Origin of the sequence: Duganella phyllosphaerae, from assembly GCF_001758785.1 — a bacterium.
Taxonomy (GTDB): domain Bacteria; phylum Pseudomonadota; class Gammaproteobacteria; order Burkholderiales; family Burkholderiaceae_D; genus Rugamonas; species Rugamonas phyllosphaerae.
In genome coordinates this window covers 1-1,197 of the sequence record NZ_LROM01000005.1, presented here as the reverse complement: position 1 = coordinate 1,197, position 1,197 = coordinate 1, and the positions used below count along the sequence as shown (strand labels likewise).

Sequence of the window (1,197 nt, the reverse complement as noted above, 5' to 3'; positions counted from 1 at the left end):
GGTAATCCCCCCCTTAATGATGCGCACCAGAAGTAGAGGCTATGCGGCGAGGGCCAATTTCTGAATCGGCGTGATGCCGCCAAGTGCCATGTGTGGCCGGTCGTGATTGTATGTCCATAACCAGCGCGTGGCAAAGTCCTGGATCTCGTCCAAGGAATCGAACAGGTGATGCGCCAGCCAGTCATAGCGTATGGTACGGTTATAGCGCTCGACATAAGCGTTCTGCTGCGGTTGGCCCGGCTGGATGAACGCGATCTTGATGCCGTGCTTGGCGGCCCAAGTCTTGGTCGTCTCGCTGATGTATTCCGGACCGTTGTCGCACCGGATCACGCGCGGCTTGCCGCGCCATTCGATCAGCTGGTTCAGCGACCGGACGATACGTTCCGACGGCAGCGAGAAATCGACATCGATGATCAAGCCTTCGCGGTTGAAATCGTCGATGACGTTGAACAGGCGAATGCTGCGTCCATCGGCTAGTTGGTCGTGCATAAAATCCATCGACCAGGTCTGATTGATCGCCGTGGGTACCGCAAGTGGCAATGGCTTCTCACGTACAAGGCGCTGGCGCGGTTTGATGCGCAAGTTCAGCTCCAGCTCGCGATAGATACGGTAGACGCGCTTGTGGTTCCATTTGAAGCCTTTCACGTTGCGCAGGTAAAGAAAGCACAGGCCGAAGCCCCAGTTGCGCTGATTATTCGTCAGACGCACCAACCAGTCGGCGATTACTTCATTTTCAGAATTGCGCTTGGCCTGGTAGCGAAAACAGGTCTGGCTGATGCCGAATGCCAGGCAAGCGTTCTGAATGGTCACTCGGTCAGCATCGACGTACCAGCGTGCCATCTCACGTCGGCGAGATGGCGCTACCACTTTTTTGCTAAAGCCTCGGCAACGATCTCGGCCTTGATGCGCTCATCGGCATACATCTTTTTGAGGCGGCGATTTTCCTCTTCAAGCTCCTTCATGCGGGCCATCAGGGACGCATCCATTCCGCCGAATTTGGCGCGCCACTTGTAGAACGTTGCCGTGCTCATGCCATGCTCGCGGCATAGCTCCGGGATGGGGGAGCCGGCTTCGGCCTGCTTCAGGATGGCGATGATTTGGCTGTCGGTAAATCGGGAAGTCTTCATTGCAGAACTTTCAAAAAACTAATTGAGAAAATTCTACTTCTGATGGCGATCATTTGCAGGGGGGATTACC

Annotated in this window: 1 protein-coding gene; it reads right to left on the bottom strand. The window is 55.4% G+C overall.

The annotated features are described in order from the left end of the window. Window positions 1-39: 39 nt before the first annotated feature. Window positions 40-1,127 (bottom strand): IS3 family transposase gene (locus tag DUPY_RS00335; protein ID WP_141749353.1). Its coding sequence is split into 2 segments (ribosomal slippage): window positions 40-866 and window positions 866-1,127, totalling 1,089 coding nucleotides; the frame shifts between segments, so codons are not numbered across the junction. Between the last annotated feature and the right edge of the window lie 70 nt (window positions 1,128-1,197).